Here is a 14527-nt window from a genome sequence, read left to right as displayed (position 1 = left end):
TAAGAGCCTATCCCAGTAGTGAGCGTCTTCTGCTGGCAGCGCATCAGCAGCGCGGACCAGGCGTGAGGAGCAAGCGTGGCGGGCCACGCGACGACGAGCAACGCAGTCCCCGCTGCTGAGGGGCGCCAGCAGGGGACGTATTCATCTACTGGGATAGGCTCTAAGCGCCTGGCTTGGCTGCGCCCGGCGTCGTCGTGCCATCCGGCGATGCCTGGCGGCGCTGGCTGAGCCGTTCGACTTCCACCATATGCTGGGTGCCCCAGATGCACAGCGGGCCAAGCGCGTTGGCCAGCGAGCGGCCGAACGGCGTGAGCGAATACTCCACCTTCGGCGGAATTTCCTTGAAATCGATGCGCTCGACGACTTCGTCCAATTGCAGCTCTTTCAGCTGCTGGATCAGCACTTTGTCGCTGACATTTCCCACGGCACGCCTGAGTGCCCCATATCGATGCACGCCTTGTGCCAAATAAAACAGTATCAGCGGCTTCCACTTTCCGCCTAGCACAGCTAGCGCGGCTTCCAGGCCGCAATTGAACGTCATGACCGTCATTTCAGGACTCCCATCAAGGTACTAACAAAAAGGTGCATACTATACATTTTATTTGTACTAGTCTATTCTTTAATTCTTCATTCACCAGGAGTTATCACATGACTAGGCTCAACGGAAAAGTTGCATTAATCACAGGTGGCAATAGCGGCATCGGGCTGGCCGCGGCCAAGCGTTTTGCGGCCGAGGGTGCGCAGGTCGTCATCACCGGCCGGCGCCAGGACGAACTGGACAAGGCGCTCGCAGCCATCGGACATGGCGCCATCGCGGTGCAAGGGGATATTTCCCGGCTGGACGATCTTGATCGCATCACCGCCGAAGTGGCGTCCGAAAAAGGACACATCGATATCTTGTTCGCCAACGCGGGCCTGGGCGATACCGAACCGCTCGGCGCCATTACCGAAGCGTCGTTCGACCGGACTTTCGGCGTGAACGTCAAAGGAACGCTGTTCACTATCCAGAAGGCATTGCCATTGATGAAAGCGGGCGGTTCGATCATTCTGACCAGCTCGACGACGGGTTCGATGGGCACGCCCGGCTTCAGTGTCTACAGCGCATCGAAGGCGGCCGTGCGCAATCTGGCCAGAAGCTGGGCGCTGGATTTGAAGGGCACGGGAATTCGCGTCAATGTACTGTCGCCGGGTCCGACCGAGACACCGGGCCTGCTCGGCCTGGCCCCGGCCGATCAGCAGGACAAGCTGAAGGCGGGCCTGGTGGCGGCCACCCCGATCGGACGCATGGGGCGACCGGACGAAATCGCCGCCGCCGCGCTGTTCCTGGCATCCGACGACAGCAGTTTCATGACTGGCAGCGAATTGTTTGCCGATGGCGGATACGCGCAGGTCTGACGGTTCATTGGTATGCTGTGCAACAATCTTCACAGCAAGGCGGGCACGGCAGATTGCCGGCTCGCCCCGATGCCGGCAGCGGCCATGCTCCGACAGCCGGCATTTCCTCGGCAACGCTCACACCTTCATCGGCAAGATCACCATCTGCAACCCTTCCAGATGCAAACGGCGCTGCACCGCCAGCGACGCCTGGTTGTGCAGCACGCGGGTGAACCAGTTATCGGTGCTGAAAATCAGCTTGCTGGTAAAGAAAATCGCATTCGGGAATTCATGGCTGATTTCTTCGCACAAGCGGGTGATTTCATCCACCGCATCGGTGCCGAAGCCCAGGTAGGATGCCGACGCCATGCCGTGGCTGTGGCAAAAATCGACAAAAAATTCCAGCGTGCCGGCCGCCTCGGTACGCATCTGCTGCAACGCGCCCTCGCCGCCATACGCATGCGCATCGACGGTGCGCGCATTGACGAAAATAAAGTTCTTGAAGTGGCCGGGAAACATGCGCTGCACCCACAGCAAGGCGTGCAAGCCGCCGCCGCGCGACGTGCCGACGATGAACACGGCGGTCTGCCGTTCCGGCTCCGGTTCGATTCCGGCGATGGGATCAATGTTCGGTCCGAACGGCTGGCAGGCAAACACCTCGTCGACGCGCTGGATCGCTTCCCTGGTATGCCAGTAATGCTTGCGAATTACCATGCACAGGCCGGCAATCGCCGCGATGATCAGCGCCGTGACCCAGCCGCCTTGCGTCAACCGTTCATACAGCAAGATCGCCAGGATGCCGGCGCAAATCACGAAACCTGCCAGCGACAACAATAAGCGGCGCAGCCAGTGCCTGCCTTGCTTGCGGTTGCGCATCCAGTACCGGCACAGGCCGAACAGCGAAATGGCGAACGTCAGGAACACCGAAATCGAATACAGCACCACCAGCAAGGTCACGCTGCCGCCGGTCCACAACAATATCGCCAATGCCGCGACGCCCATCACCAGGATGCCGTTCTGCGTCACCAGCCGGGTCGACAGATAGCGGAATTTGTGCGGCACCCAGGAATCGGCCGCCATGTTCGACAACACCGACGGCCCGCCCAGAAAACCGGTATTGGCGGCGACAAACAGCAAGCCCGCCTCGAACGCCAGCACGATCACCAGCAGCGCCTGGTTCAGCACCGGCCCGCCCAGGTCCATGCTGCCGATGATCGTCTTGAAGGTCGACGCGTTCAGCGTTTCGCCGGCGGTCGGCCTGGCGTCCCACAACAAGTACAGCAAGATGATGCCGCCGGCCGTGAACGCCAGCGACAAGGCCATGTACAACATCGTCACCTTGCCGGTGCGTACCCGTGGTTCGGCCAGCAAATTGACATTGTTCGACACCGCCTCCAGTCCGGTATAAGTGCCGCCGCCCTGCGAATACGCCAGCAGCAGCATGCCGGCCACGCCGGCCCAGCCGATATGGCTGGCCAGGTCGCCGGTTTCGGTCATGGTGGCCGGCAGCAATTCCGGCAAATGCGAGGCGTGCACCACCACGCCATAGACGATCAGGATCAAATGCGTGACGACGAAGCCGATGAAGATCGGCAGCAAGATCTGGATCGCCTCTTTCAGGCCGCGCAAATTCATGACGATCAATAGCGCGATGAAACATATCTCGGCCCATAATTTATACGGCTGTAAACCGAGCGGCAAGAACGACGCCAGCGCATCGACGCCGGAAGCGATTGAAATGGCGATCGTCAACACATAATCGAGGATCAGCGCGCAGCCGGAAATCAGGCCCATGTACGGCCCGACCAGTTTGCTGGCCACGCGATACCCGCCGCCGCCGGTCGGAAACAGTTCGATCACCTGGTTGTACGCCAGCGCGATGATGAACACCGTCACCGCGGTGGCCAGCGCCATGTACAGGCCAAGATGCGTATGCGCGCCGAGCGCCTTGAAGGTTTCTTCCGGACCGTAGGCGGACGACGACAAGCCATCGGCGCCGAGACCGACCCAGGCCAGGAAGGCGACCAGCGCCATCGAATGGCGGGTGTCGGCCTGCATCGGATCGAGCGGCTTGCCCAGAATAATTTCGCGTATCTTCTTGTTTCTCATACCGATATCCGGCTTGCCGGCCCGCTGGATAGCTGACGGTAAGGGGATGATACGCCCAATCAAATCGCCGTCCAAACGGGATAAACCATAAAAAACGCCGAAGGCTCTTGCCGGATTGTCGCAAATCAGTGATAATCCGTCTCGCGTTGCCGGGATGGCGGAATAGGTAGACGCACGGGACTCAAAATCCCGCGCTGGAGACAGCGTGCCGGTTCGATTCCGGCTCCCGGCACCACCCAACTGTAACCTCTTGATCGCTCAAGAGGTTTTTTGTTTTGGGCGGCCGGTTTGATGCGCCGCATGATTGCGGCCTGGCGGAATGCAAGGCGATGGTGGCTGCGGTGTTCACGCGTGGCACATCCGCATTTATAATTTACCATGACCATCAACCGCAGGAGCCGCCGTTGCCAGCATTATCTCCCTACACCTTGCGCCTGGAAATCCCCAGCGTCGGCACTTACCAGCAGCTGCGCACCGGCTCCGGCCTGAGCGCCAAGACCGACGACGCGGCGGCGCGCGGCCTGCCCAATTCACTGTTCGCGGTGCAAGTCTTGCACGGCGATGAAGTGGTCGGCATGGGTCGCGTCATCGGCGATGGCGGCTGCTTTTTCCAGGTCACCGATATCGCGGTGCTGGCCGCCCATCAGGGCCGGGGGCTGGGCAAGCTGATCATGCGCGAAATCAGCGCCTACATCGCCGAAAACGTGCCGGCCAGCGGCTACGTCAGCCTGATCGCCGATGGCAAGGCGCAAGACCTGTACGCCCAATTCGGCTTCAAGCCGACCGCTCCCGCTTCGGTCGGCATGGCGCTGTATCGCCCCGTGCGCTGACTCAAGCAGCCATCGACGCCGCACGCAGCCGTTCGACATCCTTCAGCGGCGGCAAGCCGTACAGCCGGCCGTACTCGCGGAAACCCAGGACATGCCCGATTGCTGCGTGGCAGGCTGTTCTTGCGACGAATTCATCGCCGCCAATGCCGACATCGACGCCTGGCTGAAACGTCAGCCCGGATTCATCGCGCGCCGGATCGCCGGATGGGACGACGGCGCCATCGTCGACATGCTGATCTGGGACAGCGCCGGCAACGCCCGCGCGGCGATGGGCCGGCTGATGGAAGAACTGGCCGATTCGCCGGTACACGACATGATCGACCAGCACACGGTATCGTGGTCGGTGGCGCCGGTGCGGCACCGGATCGAACGCTAAGCGCCGGCCTTCAATCCGGCGGTCGGAACTCCCGCCCACGTCTCGAAAATGCAACAGTGACAATATGCGTAAATTAGCAAGAGAAATTTAGTTACTGTGAGCAACATCACCATAACAATTCACGATCCTTGCTGGGAAAAACATACCGCACCCGTGTGAACAGGAGGAGACCCGCAGGGCCGGTAGTCACTTCTCTGCAGCCTGGCATTTGTCTCGGCAAAGCGCATAGGCTGCGGAAAAAATAGCACGCATAACAGTTTTTGCACATCAGACGCTTGACTTGGCGGTATCGCCGCTCCATTGCCCCACTCTTCTGAGGACTCGAACATGCATCGTTATTTAATCATGCTGTGCCTGGTAATGACATCCGCCGCTCCCGGCTATTCGTTCGCGCAATTTACCGGTCACCTGGAACTCTTGCCCGCCGGATGCCAGGCGACCGGACAATGCACCTTGAAAAACAAATTGCATTTCAAGGATGCCGATCACGTGGAATGGGAAGCCAAGGCCGGGCTGGTCACCGATGGCGCTTCGATACCCGGCATTTTCCAGCCCATCATCGGCGCGCCCTTCGATCCTTCGTTTATCAAGGCGGCGATTATTCACGACCATTACTGCGACCGGCATGTGCGGCCGTGGCGCCAGACCCACAAGGTATTTTACGAGGGGCTCATCGATCAGGGGGTGTCCATGGTCAAGGCAAAAACCATGTACCTGGCGGTCATGCTGGGCGGGCCGAAATGGGTCCAGCTGATCCCGGGCATCGCCTGCGGTGAAAACTGCATCAACAACGTCAAGACTGTGGCCGGCGTCCCCGGCTACCGGTTCAGGAACGCCGATTATTCCGCCCCCGATATCGCACCGGCCATGGCAAGGCTGGCAGCACTGCTGGAAGCCGATCCGGATGCCATCTCGATCGAAGAAATCGATGCGTACGCCGAATCGCTGCGGCCGATGGATTTTTACTTCCAACATGGCGCCGAAGTGGCCGTCAACGACACCGCCGCCATCGAGTGACGGCCAGGCGCGATTGAACAGCGGACGCTGCCCCCGAGCTTGGCGGCAGCGTGCCGGACGGCCAGCCCCCCATTACGGTCCGGATACGCCAAATCCTTTAAAATAGCGGGCAAAGATACATTTACATAGCCTGTTTTCATTATTAAGGATACAAAAATGGCAATATCCAGCACCGAAGAAATCGTCGCCGAATTGCGCGCTGGCCGCATGGTGATCCTGGTCGACGAAGAAGACCGCGAAAACGAGGGCGACCTGGTGCTCGCGGCCGATTTCGTGACGCCGGAAGCGATCAATTTCATGGCCCGCTACGCGCGCGGCCTGATTTGCCTGACCTTGAACGAGGAAATCTGCGAACGCCTGAATTTGCCGATGATGACGACCAGTAACGGCACCGCCTTCGGCACCAATTTCACGGTGTCGATCGAAGCGGCCGAAGGCGTGACCACCGGTATTTCCGCCGCCGACCGCGCGCGCACCATCCAGGTCGCGGTAGCGAAAGATTCGGTCGCCGCCGATATCGTGCAGCCGGGCCATATCTTCCCGGTGCGCGCCGTCAATGGCGGCGTGCTGATGCGCGCCGGCCATACCGAAGCCGGTTGCGACCTGACCGCGATGGCCGGCCTGACGCCGGCGTCGGTGATTTGCGAAATCCTCAAGGACGACGGCGAGATGGCGCGCCTGCCGGACTTGCTGGAATTCGCGGCCCTGCACAATATGAAGATCGGCACCATCGCCGACCTGATCCACTACCGCAACCAGAACGAATCGCTGGTCGACCGCATCGCCGAACGTCCCTTGAAAACCGCGCACGGCCAATTCCGCATGATCGCGTTCCGTGACAAGCCTAGCGGCTCGGCCCACCTGGCGCTGGTGCGCGGCGACCTGGCCCCGAACCTGGAAACGCTGGTGCGCGTGCACGAGCCGGTGTCGGTGCTCGACTTGCTGGAAACCGAGGCGACCACCCACTCGTGGAATATCTCGGCCTCGCTGGCGGCGATCCAGGCTGCAGAGCGCGGCGTGATGGTGCTGCTCAATTGCGGCGAATCGGCCAACGATCTGTTTGCCCAGTTCAGCGCGCTCGACACGCCGGGCATCAAACCGAAGGGCCGCGCCGCCAGCATGGACTTGCGCAGCTACGGCATCGGCGCGCAAATCCTGCGCGCACTGGGCGTCGGCAAGATGAAGCTGCTGGCCAACCCGCGCAAGATGCCGTCGATGACGGGCTTTGACCTGGAAGTGGTCGGTTTTGTGCCGTGCCCAGGCACCGATTGCGACTGATTTTCCACCGGGAGCGCCGGGCAAAACGTCCATGGATGCGTTGCATCGCCTTGCCCTGAATGTTTTGTCCGGCGCGCTAACTGTTCGTCAAATAGTCGATGAACGCCCGCAGCTTCAACGCCAGATGCCGGCCCGGCGTGTACACCGCATGCACGGCGCCGGTGTACGGGCCGCAAAATTCCCATTCCGGCAGCACCAACTGCACGCTGCCCCTGTCGAGCGCGGCGCGCGCCGCAAAATCGGGCACCAGCCCGATGCCGCCATCGGCTTCGACCAGCGCCATGATGGCGCCGCTATTGTTGATCGTGATGCGCGCCGGCAGCCTGACTTCCTCCGTGTCCGGACCGCGGCGCATGCGCCATTGATCGTCGAACGCGCCATAACCGAGATAGCAGCAGCGATGCTGTAATAAATCCCGCGGCGCGGCCGGCGCACCATGCTGTTCCAGATAGGCGGACGACGCCACCAGCACATAGCGCATGTCGCACAGGGGCCGCGCGGCCAGTCCCGGCGCCAGTTCGCGCGCGATCCGGATGGCCAGGTCGATGCCGTCTTCGGCCAGGTCGATGGTGCGGTCGGTCAGCGTCAGGCGCACGTCGACGTCCGGATAGCGGTCGAGGAAACCGGGCAGGCGCGGCGCCAGCCATACCTGGCCGAACACGATGGGCGCGCTGATGCGCATCACGCCGTTCGGCCGCGCACTGTAGCTGCCGGCCAGCGCGTGCACTTCGCGCGCGGTGCTGAGCATGCGCACGCACGCCGCATGCACTTGCTGGCCCAGCTCGGTCAGCGACAGCGAACGGGTGGTGCGCAACAGCAAACGCCCGCCCAGGTGCGCTTCGAGCCGCGCCACGTGGCGGCTGACGGCCGACGTGGCCACGCCGAGCTGGCGCGCCGCCGCTGAAAAGCCGCCGCTGTCGACCACTTGGGCGAATACCGCCATTTCGTTGAGCATCTCCATACCATCCTCCATCTTTGCGATCAGAGCAACAAACCTTTGCATTTTAAACGGATTGTTTATCCATGCGTTCAGGTCAATACTACTCCCATGCATAAACCCTATGCCTGCCCTTTTGGAGATGACATGACTTACGATATTTTCCGCACCGATGGCCGCGGTCAGGTAGTGCGCCAGCAGCAACAGCCGGCTCCGCTCGGCCCGCATGACGTGCTGGTTGCCGTGCGCGCCATCGGCCTGAACTTCCGGGATGTCTATTTCGTCAAGGGCAACCGTTTCCGCCCGGCGGCCGAAGGCATGATTCCATTCAGCGATGCGGCCGGCCTGGTCGAGGCGGTCGGTTCCGCCGTGACCCGCTTCAAGGCCGGCGACCGGGTCAACTCGACCGTGCTGCCGAACTGGATCGACGGTCCGCTGACCGAGGAAGGGCTGGCCGTTTCGCTGGGCAGCCGCAGCCGCGACGGCGTGCTGGCCGAGAAAATCCAGGTGCATGAAAAAGAACTGGTGGCGATCCCGGACAGCTTGTCGGATATCCAGGCGGCGACCTTGCCGATCGCGGCGCTGACCGCGTGGCATGCGGTGGCCGAGCTGAATGTGCTGGCGCCGGGCGACACGGTGGTGGTGCAAACCACCGGCGGCGTGGCGGTGTTCGCGATCCAGTTCGCCAAGGCGCTGGGCGCGCGCGTGATCGTCGTGTCGCGCAGCGACGACAAGCTGCAGCTGGCGCGGCAAGCCGGCGCCCACGACGTGATCAACTCGACCGTCACGCCGGAATGGGACCAGCAAGTATTGGCGCTGACCGGCGGCAAGGGCGCGCAGCTGGTGCTGGACATGGGCTTGACCGACTCGCTGCGCCGCTCCGCCCGCGCAGTGGCGTTCGAAGGCACGGTGGCGATCATCGGCGTGGTGCAGGAAGAGACCAATCCGCTCGATATCTACACGGTGATGACCAGGAATATCAATGTGCGCGGCGTCGAAACCGGCTCGCGCAGCATGTTCCAGCGGATGAGCCGTTTTATCGCCTTGCACCAGATCGTGCCGGTGATCGACCGCGTGTTCGACGTGGCCCAGGTCGACGACGCGCTGACCTACCTGGCCGGCAGTCCGTTCGGCAAAGTGGTGCTGCGCTTCGCTTAAGCAGCTATCCCTGCCCGGCCTGCGCTTCGGCCAGCAGCCACGCCGTGAACGCGTTCACGGCGGCGCAGGCCACTACGCCCTCCTTGCGCACCACGTAATACGCGAAGCCGCAAGGTTGCGCCTCGCCGAACGGACGCACCAGCCGTCCCGACGCCAGGTCGTTCACCACCAGCGAACTGCGGCCCAGCGCGACGCCGCCGCCGGCGATCGCGGCCTGTATCACCGCCGCCGAATCGTTGACCTGCAAGCCGCGTTCCGAATCGATGCCCTTGATGCGGGCCTTTTTCAGCCAGCTGCACCAGCCGGGAAAGGACGCTTCGCCGCGCATCGACACGTCGTGGATCAGCGCATGATGGCGCAGGTTGGCGGCGCTGGTCAGCGGATATTCGCCGCCCAGCAGGGCCGGGCTGCAGACCGGGAAAAAATCATCGTCCAGTAAATGGGTCGCGCTCAGGCCAGGCCAGCGGCCGGCGCCGAAACGGATGCCGAGGTCGACCCGCGCGGTATTGAAATCGACGATGCGGCCATTGGTGTCGAGCACCAGGTCGATGTGCGGATGGCTTCTCTGGAAACGCTCCAGGCGGCCCAGCAGCCATTTGTCGGCGAACGCCGGCGGCACCGTCACGCTGACAGTGGTGCGCGACACGCTGGCCTTGAGCCGTCCGACCGCGCTGGCCAGCAAGTCGAAGCCGGCTTGCAGGTCGGGGATCGCGCTGCGCCCCTCTTCGGTCAATTCCAGCCTGGCCGCGCCGCTCTGGGTGCGATGGAACAGCGCCACGCCGAGGGTTTCTTCCAGGCCGCGCACCAGTTGGCCGACCGCCGCCGGCGTCACGTTCAATTCATCGGCGGCGCGCACGTAGCTGAGGTGGCGCGCCACCGCTTCGAAGGCGCGCAAGGCATTGAGATTATTAGGGGCTCGCATGGCATGAAAACAGGTCAACAACAGGCCGACATAGTTTTTCTATCCGGGGTGCACAGATCATCTCAGTTGTCGGCGCCGCGGTCAAGGACGATAGTGCAGGCACGGCAATGCCACCATCTTTGCCATCCACTACCACTATCGGAGCAAGCCCATGAAACTCGCAGACAAAACCGTCCTGATCACCGGCGGCACCACCGGCATCGGCCTGGAAACCGCCAAACTGCTGCACGCCGAAGGCGCGCGCGTGATCGTCACCGGCGTCAATCCGGAACGCATCGCCGCCGCCTCGCGCGAACTGGGACCGGAAGTCACCGTGCTGTACGCCGACCTGCGCAAGGCGGCCGACCTGGACCAGGTAATCAGCACCGTGCGCGCCCGTTTCGGCCAACTCGACATCCTGTACGCCAACGCCGGCGTCGGCACGGTCGCGGCGCTGGAAGCGGTGACCGAAGCGCAGATCGACGATCAATTCGCGATCAATTTCAAGGGCGTTTTCTTCACCGTGCAAAAAGCCGCGCCATTGATGGCCAGCGGCGGCAGCATCGTGCTGGCCACCTCGTTCCTGAACGCGGTCGGCGCGCCGGGCTTTTCCATCCTGTCGGCCTCCAAGGCGGCGGTGCGTTCGCTGGCCCGCACGCTGGGCGCGGAACTGGCGCCGCGCGGCATCCGCGTCAATGCGGTCAGCCCCGGCCCGACCGCCACGCCGTTCCATGAAAAACTGGGCTTGAGCGATGAACAACTGAGCGCGGCGGCGGCCGGCATCGAAGCACAAATTCCGCTGGGCCGCTTTGGCGGCGCCGCCGAAATCGCCAAGGCCGTGCTGTTCCTGGCCAGCGACGACGCGTCGTTCGTGACCGGCACCGAAATCGTCGTCGATGGCGGCATCAGCCAGTTTTAATATCAATCAAAGGAATCAGCCATGTCTACCCCTAGCTGCAACACCCGCGCCGCGCTGCGCACCGTTGATGCCGATGGCGTCAATATCTTTTACCGCGAAGCGGGACCGAAAGACGCTCCCGTCATCCTGCTGTTGCACGGCTTCCCATCGTCGTCGTTCATGTACCGCGAACTGATACCGCTGCTGGCCACGCGCTACCGCGTGATCGCGCCGGACTTGCCGGGTTTCGGCTTCACCAGCGTGCCGGCCGAGCGAAATTATGTGTACACCTTCGATAACCTGGCGCTGACGGCCGAAGCCTTCGTGCAAGCGCTGGGCTTGAAAAAATATGCGCTGTACGTGTTCGACTATGGCGCGCCGGTCGGCCTGCGCCTGGCCGCCAGCCAACCGCAGCGGGTCACCGCGCTGGTGTCGCAAAACGGCAATGCCTACCTGGACGGCCTGGGCGATGCGTGGGCCCCGATCCAGGCCTACTGGGCCGATCCAAGCGCCGCCAACCGCGACGTGGTGCGCGGCATCCTGAACCTGGAAGGCGTCAAATGGCAATACACGCACGGCGTCGCCAATGCGCTCGATGTGGCGCCTGAAACGTATTACCTGGACATGGCCCTGATGGAGCGGCCGGGCAACCGCGAGATCCAGCTCGACCTGTTCCTGGACTATGCGTCGAACCTGGAACAGTATCCGGCCTTCCAGCAATTCTTCCGCGAGCATCAACCGCCGACGCTGGTCATCTGGGGTAAGCACGACCCCTTCTTCATCCCGCCGGGCGCCGCCGCCTACCAGCGCGACAATCCGGACGCGCTGGTGCGCATGCTCGACACCGGCCACTTTGCGCTGGAAACCCACGTCGGCGACATCGCCGCCGAGATCCACGCCTTGCTGGAAAAAGCAGCGCGCTAACCCAGCTGCACCGCCTTGCTAATCCGAAGGGCCGTCCTGCGAAGGCGGTCCTTTTTTGTGTTTCTTGACCAAACTCAGTTTAAAGGCAATACTTGCCACCACTCCTGCAATACCGATTGCCAGCAATAAATCGTCCATCACGCCTCCTGTCGAGAATGCGGCTGCCACCGCTGCAATGTCAATCACATAACTTGACTATAACGCAAGCACCGCGGTTCACGCCAATATCAAATATGGCCTGTCACTATCTCAAAATGGCATAACGATGATCTCACTGAAGCAAATGAAGTATTTTGTCGAAATCGTGGACGCCGGCAGTTATTCGCGCGCGTCGTAACGTTTGTATATTGCGCAATCGGCGCTGAGCCGGCAAATCAAGGAACTGAAAAACGAACTGGAAACGGCGCTGCTGGTGCGCGATGCGCGGCATATCGAATTGACGCCGGCAGGCAGCCTGTTCCATGAGCATTGCAAGCGCCTGCTCGACGATATCGCCGCCACCATCCTGCAAACCCAGCAAGTCGGCAAGGGCGGCCAGGGCACGATACGGCTGCTGCATTCCAGTTCGGTCAACTTGACGGAACAACTGGCGCAGTCGACGGTCGGCCTGATGTACCGGCGCGACCCGACACCGCTGGTGGCCGGCTTTATCGCCGCATTTGAAGCCGGCTTGCTGCGCCTCAATTAGCCGATTCCCCCATTTACAGGCTGAACGATTAAAATGGCGGCTATCGCGCATCGCGCCGCAACACCTTGTTTTTCAGAGAGATTCCATGGTTTACCTGTTCATATTGCTGGTCGCCGCCATCGCCTATATTTTGGTACGCAACAAAATGCGTGCGACGGCGCGTCATCCGCTGCCGGTGACGGTCCGCAAATATGTGCCGGACTTGCCGCCAACCGCTCCCGCCTTTCACTGGAGCGATGACGGCCGCTATGCGTCCGAAGTGGAAAACGAATCGGCCTACCAGGACACCATACGCCAGCTGGCCGGCGAGCATGGCGAAAAAAACGCCGATACCCGCCACCTGGCGATCTTGCTGCCGGACGATCACAATCCCTACCAGGACAAGGCGGTGGCGGTCTTCATCAACACCCGCCTGGTCGGCTACCTGGCGCACAGCGACGCCTTGCGCCTGCGCCGCAAGCTGGGCCGCAAGGATATCGTCGGCCAGCCGACCTCCTGCGATGCGGCGATCCGCGGCGGCGGCGCGTGGAATGGCAAGCGCCTGTCTTATGCGGTGTGGCTCGACTTGCAACCGTTCGATTGACGATTGGCGCGACAAAAAACGACTATCGACAACATCGTCACCAATCAAGCCGGGCAGCTGGCCTAGGCCAGATTAAAATCACTTAACACGCATAAAAATTACAAATAAGCTAATTATTTTATAGATGTGGTAAGGTAATCCAGCATCCCGGCAACCTGGAATCCCACCATTGGCTTATTGATGAAACACTTCCTGCTGCAATTTTTTTCGCCGCCGAGCGACCCCGCGCTGATTTATTACGGCACCCACCATGCGGGCCTGGTGACCTTGTCGGTGCTGGTGGCCGTCTTTTCTTCGTGGATGGGCTTGCAGATGACGGCGTATGGCCGCTCGCAAGACAAACTCAGCGCAGCATTGCGCATCATCACCTGGCTCAGCGGCAGCGTGGCCTTCGGTTGCGGCATGTGGGCCATGCATTTCATCGGCATGCTGGCGTTCGACCTGTGCACCAGCATCGAATACGACCGCAGCATGACGCTGCTGTCGCTGCTGCCGGCGGTGGCGGCGTCGTTTGTCGCGATGTCCGTCATCGGCCGGCGCAAAGCGAGCCCGGCCGCGTTGCTGGCCGGCGGCGCGCTGGTCGGCTGCGGCATCGGCGCCATGCATTACACCGGCATGCAAGCGATGCGCACCGGCATGGCCTTGCAATACGATCCCTGGCTGTTCCTGCTGTCGCTGGCGGTGGCGGTCGCGCTGGCCACGCTGGCGCTGTGGATACGCTTTCGCCTGCGCGGCGTACGTGGGCACATCGGTCCGCGCATGCGCAACCTGATCGCCGCCACCGTCATGGGCTGCGCGATGGCCGGCATGCATTACACCGGCATGACGGCGGCGCGTTTTATCGGTCCGCTGCCAAGCTCCGCGGCCGGCCCCGCCAGCACCACCTTCCTGGCGCTGGCGGTGACGCTGATCACCGTCGCGCTGACGATACTGGTGGCGTCCGCCAATGGCTGGCTGCGCTACCGGGAATTATTCCGCCACCTGAGCCAGAGTGAAAGCTGGATGCGCTCCTTGCTGACCACCACCATCGACGGCGTCGTGACGATCGACAAGCAGGGTATCGTGCAGGAATTCAATGCGTCGGCCGAACGCATCTTCGGCTGGCGCCGCGATGAAATCGTCGGCCGCCACGTCAAGCTGATGCTGGCCGACGTGGAGCGCTCGGAACGCGAAGGCTTGCTGCACTTGCTGAACACCGGCGACATGAACTTGATCGGCAAGAGCAATGAAGTGATGGCGGTGCGCAAGGATGGCACGCCAATCCCGATACGCCGCGCGCTGGGCCATGCGCGGCTGGCCGATACCGATCTGTTCGTGCTGTTCATTACCGACATCAGCAAGCGGCGCGCGATCGAGCTGGCGCTGCGCGAAAGCGAACAGCAATTCCGTTCGCTGATCGGCAATATTCCCGGCATCGCGTTCCGCTGCACGACGGCGGAAAACCAGCCGATACT

15 protein-coding genes and 1 tRNA gene (1 of these 16 running past the window's edge) are annotated in these 14527 nt (G+C 62.0%); 12 read left to right on the top strand and 4 right to left on the bottom strand.

Annotation, left to right across the window (positions count from 1 at the left end; all coding sequences use genetic code 11):
• Positions 1-160: 160 nt before the first annotated feature.
• Complete coding sequence (locus tag GJA_RS02790) at positions 161-550, bottom strand: winged helix-turn-helix transcriptional regulator (protein ID WP_038488548.1); 390 nt, start codon at positions 548-550, stop codon at positions 161-163.
• 98 nt (positions 551-648) lie between these two features.
• Here GJA_RS02790 and GJA_RS02785 point away from each other — a divergent pair, with 98 nt between their 5' ends.
• Positions 649-1395 carry an SDR family NAD(P)-dependent oxidoreductase gene (locus GJA_RS02785; protein ID WP_038488545.1) on the top strand — a complete coding sequence of 249 codons (747 nt, stop codon included), beginning with the start codon at positions 649-651 and terminating at the stop codon, positions 1393-1395.
• Positions 1396-1512: 117 nt separating this feature from the next.
• Here GJA_RS02785 and GJA_RS02780 read toward each other — a convergent pair whose 3' ends face one another.
• Positions 1513-3483 (bottom strand): APC family permease, encoded by a 1971-nt coding sequence (locus tag GJA_RS02780; protein ID WP_038488542.1) that lies wholly within the window; start codon positions 3481-3483, stop codon positions 1513-1515.
• A 148-nt stretch (positions 3484-3631) separates the two neighbouring features.
• Here GJA_RS02780 and GJA_RS02775 point away from each other — a divergent pair.
• The 5 genes from GJA_RS02775 (at position 3632) to ribBA (ending at position 6984) form a co-directional block, all read left to right on the top strand.
• Positions 3632-3718, top strand: a tRNA-Leu gene (locus GJA_RS02775).
• A 169-nt stretch (positions 3719-3887) separates the two neighbouring features.
• Positions 3888-4313, top strand: a complete 426-nt coding sequence (locus GJA_RS02770) for a GNAT family N-acetyltransferase (RefSeq protein WP_038498476.1) — start codon at positions 3888-3890, stop codon at positions 4311-4313.
• Positions 4314-4419: 106 nt separating this feature from the next.
• Positions 4420-4689, top strand: coding sequence for a hypothetical protein (locus GJA_RS02765; protein ID WP_197539773.1), 270 nt, complete (start codon positions 4420-4422; stop codon positions 4687-4689).
• A gap of 327 nt (positions 4690-5016) precedes the next feature.
• The gene (locus tag GJA_RS02760; protein ID WP_061301677.1) at positions 5017-5706 is read left to right on the top strand and encodes a DUF1353 domain-containing protein; all 690 of its coding nucleotides are present in this window, start codon (positions 5017-5019) and stop codon (positions 5704-5706) included.
• A gap of 156 nt (positions 5707-5862) precedes the next feature.
• Positions 5863-6984, top strand: a complete 1122-nt coding sequence (gene ribBA, locus GJA_RS02755; RefSeq protein ID WP_038488532.1) for a bifunctional 3,4-dihydroxy-2-butanone-4-phosphate synthase/GTP cyclohydrolase II — start codon at positions 5863-5865, stop codon at positions 6982-6984.
• A 76-nt stretch (positions 6985-7060) separates the two neighbouring features.
• Here ribBA and GJA_RS02750 read toward each other — a convergent pair whose 3' ends face one another.
• Positions 7061-7945, bottom strand: coding sequence for a LysR family transcriptional regulator (locus GJA_RS02750; protein ID WP_242404432.1), 885 nt, complete (start codon positions 7943-7945; stop codon positions 7061-7063).
• 123 nt (positions 7946-8068) lie between these two features.
• Between GJA_RS02750 and GJA_RS02745 the strand changes: the two genes are divergently transcribed.
• Positions 8069-9079 (top strand): zinc-dependent alcohol dehydrogenase family protein, encoded by a 1011-nt coding sequence (locus tag GJA_RS02745; RefSeq protein WP_038488526.1) that lies wholly within the window; start codon positions 8069-8071, stop codon positions 9077-9079.
• 4 nt (positions 9080-9083) lie between these two features.
• On the opposite strand, the gene gcvA is transcribed toward GJA_RS02745, so the two are convergent.
• Positions 9084-10001 (bottom strand): transcriptional regulator GcvA, encoded by a 918-nt coding sequence (gene gcvA / locus GJA_RS02740; RefSeq protein WP_038498470.1) that lies wholly within the window; start codon positions 9999-10001, stop codon positions 9084-9086.
• Between the two features lie 151 nt (positions 10002-10152).
• Here gcvA and GJA_RS02735 point away from each other — a divergent pair, with 151 nt between their 5' ends.
• From GJA_RS02735 to GJA_RS28155, 5 genes are all read left to right on the top strand, one after another.
• Positions 10153-10899, top strand: a complete 747-nt coding sequence (locus GJA_RS02735; protein WP_038488523.1) for an SDR family oxidoreductase — start codon at positions 10153-10155, stop codon at positions 10897-10899.
• A 21-nt stretch (positions 10900-10920) separates the two neighbouring features.
• Positions 10921-11802 carry an alpha/beta fold hydrolase gene (locus GJA_RS02730; RefSeq protein WP_038488521.1) on the top strand — a complete coding sequence of 294 codons (882 nt, stop codon included), beginning with the start codon at positions 10921-10923 and terminating at the stop codon, positions 11800-11802.
• A 340-nt stretch (positions 11803-12142) separates the two neighbouring features.
• Positions 12143-12490 carry a LysR family transcriptional regulator gene (locus GJA_RS02725; protein WP_051780195.1) on the top strand — a complete coding sequence of 116 codons (348 nt, stop codon included), beginning with the start codon at positions 12143-12145 and terminating at the stop codon, positions 12488-12490.
• Between the two features lie 85 nt (positions 12491-12575).
• On the top strand, positions 12576-13073 hold the full coding sequence (locus tag GJA_RS02720; RefSeq protein ID WP_038488519.1) for a hypothetical protein: 498 nt from the start codon (positions 12576-12578) through the stop codon (positions 13071-13073).
• A 180-nt stretch (positions 13074-13253) separates the two neighbouring features.
• Positions 13254-14527 carry the 5' portion of an MHYT domain-containing protein gene (locus GJA_RS28155; RefSeq protein ID WP_242404431.1) on the top strand. The gene runs 16 nt beyond the window's last position, so the window shows 1274 of its 1290 coding nt (coding positions 1-1274); its start codon is at positions 13254-13256; the stop codon falls past the right edge of the window.

This window comes from Janthinobacterium agaricidamnosum NBRC 102515 = DSM 9628, from assembly GCF_000723165.1.
Taxonomy (GTDB): Bacteria; Pseudomonadota; Gammaproteobacteria; order Burkholderiales; family Burkholderiaceae_D; genus Janthinobacterium; species Janthinobacterium agaricidamnosum.
Note: the sequence above shows the minus strand (reverse complement) of the source record. Positions and strands in the feature narration are given on the sequence as shown.

Bases quoted from the DNA above. Each gene is read 5' to 3' on its own strand.
- GJA_RS02735 (WP_038488523.1), top strand. From the start codon at position 10,153: ATGAAACTCGCAGACAAAACCGTCCTGATCACCGGCGGCACCACCGGC.
- GJA_RS02750 (WP_242404432.1), bottom strand. From the start codon at position 7,945: ATGGAGATGCTCAACGAAATGGCGGTATTCGCCCAAGTGGTCGACAGC.
- GJA_RS02780 (WP_038488542.1), bottom strand. From the start codon at position 3,483: ATGAGAAACAAGAAGATACGCGAAATTATTCTGGGCAAGCCGCTCGAT.
- GJA_RS02720 (WP_038488519.1), top strand. From the start codon at position 12,576: ATGGTTTACCTGTTCATATTGCTGGTCGCCGCCATCGCCTATATTTTG.
- GJA_RS02785 (WP_038488545.1), top strand. From the start codon at position 649: ATGACTAGGCTCAACGGAAAAGTTGCATTAATCACAGGTGGCAATAGC.
- ribBA (WP_038488532.1), top strand. From the start codon at position 5,863: ATGGCAATATCCAGCACCGAAGAAATCGTCGCCGAATTGCGCGCTGGC.
- gcvA (WP_038498470.1), bottom strand. From the start codon at position 10,001: ATGCGAGCCCCTAATAATCTCAATGCCTTGCGCGCCTTCGAAGCGGTG.
- GJA_RS02790 (WP_038488548.1), bottom strand. From the start codon at position 550: ATGACGGTCATGACGTTCAATTGCGGCCTGGAAGCCGCGCTAGCTGTG.
- GJA_RS02730 (WP_038488521.1), top strand. From the start codon at position 10,921: ATGTCTACCCCTAGCTGCAACACCCGCGCCGCGCTGCGCACCGTTGAT.
- GJA_RS02760 (WP_061301677.1), top strand. From the start codon at position 5,017: ATGCATCGTTATTTAATCATGCTGTGCCTGGTAATGACATCCGCCGCT.
- GJA_RS02745 (WP_038488526.1), top strand. From the start codon at position 8,069: ATGACTTACGATATTTTCCGCACCGATGGCCGCGGTCAGGTAGTGCGC.